The 8,484-nt window shown below is 35.0% G+C and carries 7 protein-coding genes; 1 reads left to right on the top strand and 6 read right to left on the bottom strand.

Annotation, left to right across the window (positions count from 1 at the left end; all coding sequences use genetic code 11):
• The 6 genes from sufB to RR554_RS03960 form a co-directional block, all read right to left on the bottom strand.
• Window positions 1–1,319: Fe-S cluster assembly protein SufB (gene sufB / locus RR554_RS03985; protein WP_332467460.1), on the bottom strand; the 1,319-nt coding region annotated here is incomplete at its 3' end.
• 15 nt (window positions 1,320–1,334) lie between these two features.
• The gene (gene sufU / locus RR554_RS03980; protein ID WP_332462391.1) at window positions 1,335–1,805 is read right to left on the bottom strand and encodes a Fe-S cluster assembly sulfur transfer protein SufU; all 471 of its coding nucleotides are present in this window, start codon (window positions 1,803–1,805) and stop codon (window positions 1,335–1,337) included.
• Entirely contained in the window at window positions 1,792–3,024 is a 1,233-nt protein-coding gene (locus RR554_RS03975; RefSeq protein WP_332462392.1) for a cysteine desulfurase, read from the bottom strand. Before RR554_RS03975 ends, sufU begins: the two co-directional genes overlap by 14 nt.
• A gap of 1 nt (window position 3,025) precedes the next feature.
• Window positions 3,026–4,315, bottom strand: coding sequence for a Fe-S cluster assembly protein SufD (gene sufD, locus RR554_RS03970; protein ID WP_332467459.1), 1,290 nt, complete (start codon window positions 4,313–4,315; stop codon window positions 3,026–3,028).
• Between the two features lie 19 nt (window positions 4,316–4,334).
• Window positions 4,335–5,105 (bottom strand): Fe-S cluster assembly ATPase SufC, encoded by a 771-nt coding sequence (gene sufC, locus RR554_RS03965; RefSeq protein WP_332462394.1) that lies wholly within the window; start codon window positions 5,103–5,105, stop codon window positions 4,335–4,337.
• Window positions 5,106–5,346: 241 nt separating this feature from the next.
• Entirely contained in the window at window positions 5,347–6,759 is a 1,413-nt protein-coding gene (locus RR554_RS03960; protein WP_332467458.1) for an LPXTG cell wall anchor domain-containing protein, read from the bottom strand.
• Between the two features lie 620 nt (window positions 6,760–7,379).
• Here RR554_RS03960 and RR554_RS03955 point away from each other — a divergent pair.
• Entirely contained in the window at window positions 7,380–8,456 is a 1,077-nt protein-coding gene (locus RR554_RS03955) for a M24 family metallopeptidase (RefSeq protein WP_332462397.1), read from the top strand.
• Window positions 8,457–8,484 lie beyond the last annotated feature (28 nt).

Genomic DNA, 8,484 nt, shown 5'->3' with positions numbered 1-8,484 from the left:
GTAAATGGTTCCACAAATCCCATAACAATCATCTCTGTCGCTTCTGCTTCTGTTAATCCACGACTCATTAGATAATACAATTGTTCTTCTGAGATTTTTGATACTTTTGCTTCATGTTCAAGTGCCACGTGGCTATTATGAATTTCGTTAAATGGAATGGTATCACTTTTCGATAATTCATCCATGATAATCGTATCACACTCAATGTGAGAGATTGATCCTGGGCTGTTTTTAGCAAATGTTACTTGACCACGGTAGTTCACTTCGCCGCCATCTTTTGAAATTGATTTTGACACGATTGAACTTGATGTGTTTGGTGCGTTATGAATCATTTTAGCACCTGTATCTTGGATTTGGTTTGCTCCAGCAAATGCTACTGATAGCATGGTTCCGCGAGCGCCTTCTCCTTCAAGGTAAACACTTGGGTATTTCATGGTTGTTTTGGCACCTAAGTTACCATCAATCCATTCAATAGTAGCGCCTTGTTCTGCTCTAGCGCGTTTTGTAACTAAGTTATACACGTTATCTGACCAGTTTTGGATAGTCGTATAACGGCAGTAAGCATCTTTTAATGTAAAGATTTCAACAATTGCTGCATGAAGACTATTACTTGAGTAAGTTGGTGCTGTACATCCTTCAACGTAATGCACGCTTGCGCCTTCGTCTACAACGATTAATGTTCGTTCGAATTGTCCTGTATTTTCTGCGTTAATCCGGAAATAAGTTTGCAGTGGCACATCTACTTTGACACCTTTTGGTACATATATAAATGTTCCACCTGACCATACAGCAGAGTTTAGTGCAGCCAACTTGTTATCAGTTGGTGGCACTAATGAAGCAAAATATTGTTTAAATATTTCTGGGTATTCTTTTAAAGCTGTGTCTGTATCAGTAAAGACAATGCCTAATTTTGTAAATTCGTCTTTCATGTTGTGGTAAACCACTTCTGATTCATACTGAGCAGATGCGCCTGCTAAGTATTTTCTTTCTGCTTCTGGGATACCAATTCGCTCAAAGGTTTCTTTGATTTTATCTGGTACATCATCCCAGTCACGAGCTGGTTTATCACTTGGTTTTTGATAATATTTAATTTTGGCAAAATCAATGTCTGATAAATCCGGTCCCCATGTTTGCATCGGCATTTTGTTAAATGCTTCTAATGATTTTAAACGAAACTCAAGCATCCATTCTGGTTCATTTTTTTGTGCTGAAATTTCTCTAACAACATCTTCTGTTAAGCCTTCGCCCGTACTGAAGATTGGTTTAACATCATCATGAAAACCAAATTTATATTCTTCTAATTCTGGTACTTCACTCATCTTTGGTTACACTCCTTATCCTTCAGTATGTCTGTGTCCTTCGACAGTTGTTTCACTATCTTGAATAATGCCCCGCTCAAGAGCTTTCCATGCTAATGTCGCACATTTAATCCGTGCAGGGAATTTAGCAACGCCTGAAAGCATACCAGCATCTCCAAGTTTTTTCTTATCTTCAACTTCTTCACCTTGCACTAGCTCTAGAAAACTGGCAATAATTTCAATGGCTTCTTTTTCAGTTTTGCCTTTGATTGCAGTTGTCATCATACTGGCACTTGCCATACTAATTGAGCAACCATGTCCATCAAATCTCACATCTTCAATCAAATCATCTTTAATTTGTAATTGAAGCTGAATCACATCGCCACAAGTTGGGTTATTTAATTCGATTTGACTTGTTGCTTCATTAAGAACTCCCTTATTTCGAGGGTGATTCGTGTGATCTAAAATCACTTGCCGATATAAATTTTCTAATCTAGATAAAGCCATTGGTGAAAAACTCCTTTGTGGCAATAATCGCTTCAACTAAGCGGTCTGCATCTTCTTTTGTATTGTAAAAATAAAAACTAGCACGAGCAGTTGATTGAACCTCTAAATAAGATAATAAAGGTTGCGCACAATGATGCCCAGCGCGAACAGCAACACCTTCCATATCAAGAGCAGTCGCTGTATCATGTGGATGAATGCCGTCTAAATTAAAAGCAATTACACCACTGTGTTTTTTAGAATCACTTGGTCCGTAAACAGTTAAACCATCAATGGCTAATAATTTTGGTAAAACATAATCCACAAGTTCTTGTTCATGTTGATGAATATTATCCATACCAATCTCAGTTAAGTAGTCAATTGCACTTCCAAGAGCAATTGCTCCGGCAATGTTTGGTGTCCCTGCTTCAAATTTCCAAGGTAATTCCGTCCAAGTACTATGATCATGGTGAACAAAATCAATCATCTCTCCACCAAATTCAATTGGATCCATCTTTTCTAATAAGTTTTGCTTCCCATATAAAACACCAATTCCAGTTGGACCACACATTTTGTGTCCACTAAATGCAAAGAAGTCAGCATCTAAATCAACGACATCAACTGCCATATGCGGAACTGACTGAGCTCCATCAACAACTAAGTAGCCACCCACAGCATGGGTTAACTCGGCAATCTCCTTAATTGGATTCGTCACACCTAAGACATTAGAAACATGAGCAATTGAAACAATTTTTGTTCGCTCATTAATTTTTCTTTCAAAGTCTTCCATATCAAGCTCGCCGTCACTAGTCAAATTTACATAGACTAGCTTAGCATCTTGACGTTGTGCTAGTTCTTGCCAAGTCACTACATTTGAATGGTGTTCCATCTGAGAAATTAATATTTCATCACCTGATTCAACCACGCTATCTCCAAAACTACGAGATACCCAATTTAAAGCCGTTGTTGTCCCACGTGTAAAGAGCACTTCTTTAGTACTTTTAGCACCAATAAATTGACGAACTTTTTCTCGTGAGTCTTCGTATTTTGTTGTGGCGCGGTCTGCTAAGGTATGAACACCACGGTGCACATTTGCATTGTCATGTTCGTAATAATAAACCAGTGAATCAATCACTTGTTTTGGTTTTTGACTTGTTGCTGCACTGTCTAAATAAACAAGTGGCTCATCGTTGACCTCTTGAAACAGAATAGGAAAGTCTTGTTTAATTGATTTATCCAGCATATTAATCAGCCAGCTTTCTATCAATCACTTCAACAAATTCTTCACGCACAGCTTTAACTGGAATCGCTGTAATAACTGAACCTAAGAATCCTCTTGTTACTAGTCTTTCTGCCTCTTTTTGTGGTAAGCCACGACTCATTAAATAGTACAATTCCTCTGGATCTAAACGACCAGCACTTGCCGCATGTCCTGCTGTTACTTCAAATTCATCAATTAAAAGGATAGGATTTGCATCTCCTCTTGCTTTATCAGAAAGCATTAACACACGACTTTCTTGTTGTGCGTCAGCTCCTTTAGCGCCTTTTAATATATGTCCAATACCGTTAAATGTTAACGTTCCACGGTCACGAATCACACCATGTTGTAAAATATGACCAATTGAATGGGACGCTTTATTTGTTACACGTGTATCAATCGCTTGTGTTTGACGACCTGAGCTGATGGCAACCACTTTGACTTCTGAGTGAGCACCTTCACCTACTAAATCAGAATCAAAATCAGCAATCACATCTCCGTCATTCATAATACCTAATGCCCAATCAACACTCGCATCACGCATCACATAACCACGACGGTTCATATAAGTGCTAACATCTTTACCTAAACGATCAATAGCTGCAAATTTTACTTTAGAGCCGCGTTTAGCAACAACTTCAACAACAACGTTAGCTGATAATTTTTCACTTGTTTCGCCTTCTGAATGAAGTCTTTCTAAATAAGTTAATTCACTATTTTCATCAGCAACGATTAACACGTGTTTCACCCAAGCGCTATTATCTTCACTATTATGGAAAAACAATGATTCAAATGCCTCTTTTACAACAACATTTTTAGGGACATAAAGAAAAACCCCACCATTCATTAAGGCCGCATGGAATGCTGTTAAACAGTCTTCTTCCATAGGAACAGCTTTAGTCATAAAGTATTGTTCCACTAATTCACTGTGTTCTTTCATTGCTGTAAAGATATCAGTAAAAATAACCCCTTGCTCAGCTAATTCAACTGGCATTTGTTCATAAAGAGTCGTTGTTCGACCTTGAATAATCATTGGATTATCTTCCATCTCATCAAATGATGGTAAAACTGGATTACCTAATACTTCTTCGTTTAGATTTCCAACATTCATTAATGGCCAACGATGAAATTTCACTCGCTCAATTTTTGGTAAATCAAGTTCACTCGCTTTTTCTAAAGCTTTAAGACGTAAATCTAACATCCATTTTGGTTCTTCCTGACTGCTTGAAAATAATGTGATGTCGTCAAGATAATCTTTAAATTCAACTGTTTTCATTTATCTTGTCTCCTTTCCATTATTCCTCTTCTTCAAAATGAATTCCTAATTCTTCACTGATTCCTTTGTAGCCTTCTTCTTCTAAACGTTTCGCTAATTCAGCACCACCTGTTTTCACAACGCGGCCTTCCATCATAATATGAACCACATCTGGCACAATATAGTTTAATAAACGTTGGTAGTGAGTAATGATTAATGAACCGAAGTTATCTCCGCGCATTTCATTCACACCTTTTGAAACAACTTGAAGTGCATCAATATCAAGACCTGAATCAATTTCATCTAAAATAGCAAACGTTGGTTCTAACATTAGTAATTGTAGAATTTCATTACGTTTTTTCTCTCCACCAGAGAAACCTTCGTTTAGATATCTTTCAGCCATTTCTTCTGGCATATCTAAAAGAGCCATTTTTTCATCTAATTTATCTAAGAAATCCATCACTGAAATTTTATCATCTTCATCACGTTTTGAGTTAATTGCTGCACGCATGAATTCAGCATTAGTAATGCCTGGGATTTCACTTGGGTATTGAACCGCTAAAAATAGACCAGCACGAGCACGCTCGTCAACTTCCATTTCTAAAACGTTTTCACCGTCTAAAAGAATTTCTCCCTTAGTTACTTCATAATTAGGGTTTCCCATAATCGCAGCAGATAAGGTTGATTTACCTGTTCCGTTTGGTCCCATGATAGCGTGGATTTCCCCAGTTTTCATGGTTAAGTTAACACCTTTTAAGATTTCTTTGTCTTCAATTCCGACATGTAAGTTTTTTATTTCTAAAACGGACATTCTTTTCCCTCCATTTGTTATCTAATTAACATTTTTTCCTACACTCATTATTCTAGCTCAATTGAGAATTAACTTCAATCAGTTTCACTTGTTTATTTTAATACTTTATTTTTACTATGAGAAGCTTTCACACACATAAGAATCACTCTAATTAAAAAACTATGAATAAAAGGAGCTTAACTTGTTCTTTTAACAAAAAAAGCTTGTGACACTTTTTTTCGTGCCACAAACTTTTAGTTAATTACTTTTCTAATTCTTTTTTATTTTTAATCATTCCTAAGAATAACACACCGCTAATGACAACAAATCCCCAAATAATCATTAAACTATTTTGAGTTTCCCCTGTTTTAGGTAATTTTTTCACTGGAGCATATGTTTTCTTGTTACTATTATTAGAGTTATTTGAATTACTACCACCACCCGTTGTTGAGGACGGGATAACTTCAACATCTGCCCAACTGAAATTGGTTGGTCTTGGACCAATTTCTAAGTCCTCAATAGTTAGGTTAGTTAATTTTTTTTCTTTTAGATACGCTTCCTTTATTTTGTCCTCTTCTTCTTTTGGTAACTCATTAAATGTTGTGTTAATACTTGTCTTTCCAACTTTAATCCCTGTAACGACACCATCTTCAGTTACTTTTACATTTTTATTTTCTTTGTTTAAAGGATATTTCACTTTCGGTGTATAGCCATGTTGAGAAGCCATTGATAATTTGGCTGTTTCACCAACTTTTATTTTTTCAGGACTAACAGTTGAATTCCAGTTAATACCAACGACTATTTTGGGAATATTAATATGGAAAACTTGTAATGATTCATTTTGATAAAATGTAATCTCTTCTTTTTTAACATTTTCATTTCCTGGCTTTTTAATGTAAGCCGCTTTTATTGCTTCTAAGGATTCTTTTGATAGCTCAAAATGTGGTAATAAAACTGCAGAATCATTAGGTTTTAAAGCTGTATAGGTACCCTCTTCTGCTAAACTAATATTATCATTTTTTGCAGCTTTAAATTTTCCTATAACATCAACTCCCTCAATAGGAGCAACAGAAACTTTACCAGTTTGCCCCACTTCTAGAGTTTCCTTATCCACTGAAAAATGAGGTGTAATATTTACTTTATGTTCCTTTGTTTCAGTCGATGTCACGACTTCAATTGGAATAACTTGTTGCTTCATTGAAACAACAAGTTCAATATCTTCTATCGCAATCTCTTCATGTCCGGGTTGTTTGATATAAGCTTTCTTTATGTCTTCTTTTGTTTTATCTGACAGTAAATAAACTGGCCCAATTGTTGTTTTCCCAGCTTTTAACCCCTTAACTTCTCCAGTTTTAGTTACTTCAACAACCTTATTTTTACTAGATGTATATTCACCTTCAAGTTTCACACCTAATACAGGTGCAACACTTAATTGTGCGGATTTTCCTACTTCAATCTTATCAGTATTGATAGAAAAAGTAGATGTAACATCTAATTTAACTTTATCCTTCTTCACCGGTGACGTATCACTTTCTTTTTGTTCAGCTACAGTTTCTACTTTGTTACTACTACTTGGACTCGTTGAGCTTTCTGTTTTGTCTTGGGTTTCAGCTAATACATTGGCAGTAACCATAAAACTTGCTACCATTCCTAACGCTAACCATTTATTTTTCATTTTTATCCTCCTACTGAAAACACTTTATCTACTTAATTATACCTTAATCAAGCAATCCGTAAAACTTAATCCACAAATTTTAATTAAATAATTAAAATAATATGTGTTTTTTCAAACTCAATTATAAAAATACGATGAGAGATACTACCATTTATTGCTCATAAAAGAGAACAATTATCATCTAGTTCCTTCTAAATTTTCTGTAAAAAAAGACTATCTTCTCATTTTTTTATTATCTTTTAAATAGCTCTAAACCTTTCACTTGGCTTTCTTCAAAAGTCTGTGAACTTCATTTTTAATTTATTTGTTTTTCTTGCTTAGATAACATTGGTATCGCTTTTTTCGTTTTATCAATAATCATTCTAATTCTAAAACTAAAGACAGCAATTTTGTATCATAAGTAATTAAAAAAAACAGTTCACAAACATTCGATTTAGTGGTACATTAAATTCAAATGACAATTAAATAATATTTGTTTTTTATCATTGTCAAAATGTTTTATTATGAGGATAATAAGTTTGTACCACAATGAACAACAAAATTTAATGATTGATGCGAGTGATGAGAAAGGAACGCTTCAACCTACTTGTGAATATAATAACAATAAGGAGTCTTACCAAATGAAAACAAACCGTACAGAACAAATGCTTTTAGAAATGAAACAAGAAAATGTTGGTCAATTACTTATTTCAGACCCAGCAACAATTTTTTATTTAACAGGTTACTGGATTCATCCAGGTGAACGTCTATTAGTCTTAGTGTTATCAGACTCAGGTGAGCATACATTGGTGGTTAATAAACTTTTCCCTATCACTGAAGATTTAGGACTTAACCTTGTTTATATTGATGATACAGATGACGCTGTAGCTGAAGTATTAAAATTTGTTTATACTGACAAAAAAATTGGTATCGACAAAAACTGGCCTTCTAAATTCTTATTAGACTTACTAAATAAAAAACCAGAAGCTAAATTAATGAATGGTTCAACAATTACTGATAATGTTCGTGCTCATAAAGATGAAGCAGAGTTAGAATTAATGAGAGATGTTTCAAAAGATAACGATAACGCAATTACTCAACTTAAAAACTTAGTTCCTTTAGAGTTAGATGAATTAGAAATGACTGATCGTTTAGCTGCTATCTATAAAGATTTAGGAAACAGTGGCTTCTCGTTTGATCCAATTATTGCTTACGGTGCAAACGGCGCTGACCCTCATCATATGACTGATAATTCAACAGTTAAAGTTGGCGATAGCATTATTTTAGACATTGGTGGCGTTAAAAACTCTTACTGTTCAGATATGACACGTACTTATTTCTATAAAGAAGTATCAGAAAAAAGCCGTGACGTCTATGAAACATGTTTAGAAGCGAATAAACGTGCGATCGAAATGGTAAAACCAGGAGTTAGATTCTGTGATATTGATGCAGCTGCTCGTGATTACATTACTGAAAAAGGTTACGGTGAGTACTTCACTCATAGAACTGGTCACTTTATTGGTATCGAATGTCACGAAACAGGAGACGTTTCAGGATCAAATACTGCTGTTTGTGAACCAGGCATGATTTTCTCCGTTGAACCAGGTATCTACATTCCAGGTGAAGTTGGCGTTCGTATTGAAGATTTAATTATTTGTACTGAAGATGGTTATGAAAACTTAAATCATGTTTCTAAGGAATTAGAAATCATTGGTTAATCATCTCTAAAAAGGAGGAGTTTTTCAA

Source organism: Vagococcus sp. (assembly GCF_036639995.1).
In the GTDB taxonomy this organism is placed as follows: domain Bacteria; phylum Bacillota; class Bacilli; order Lactobacillales; family Vagococcaceae; genus Vagococcus.
Note: the sequence above shows the minus strand (reverse complement) of the source record. Positions and strands in the feature narration are given on the sequence as shown.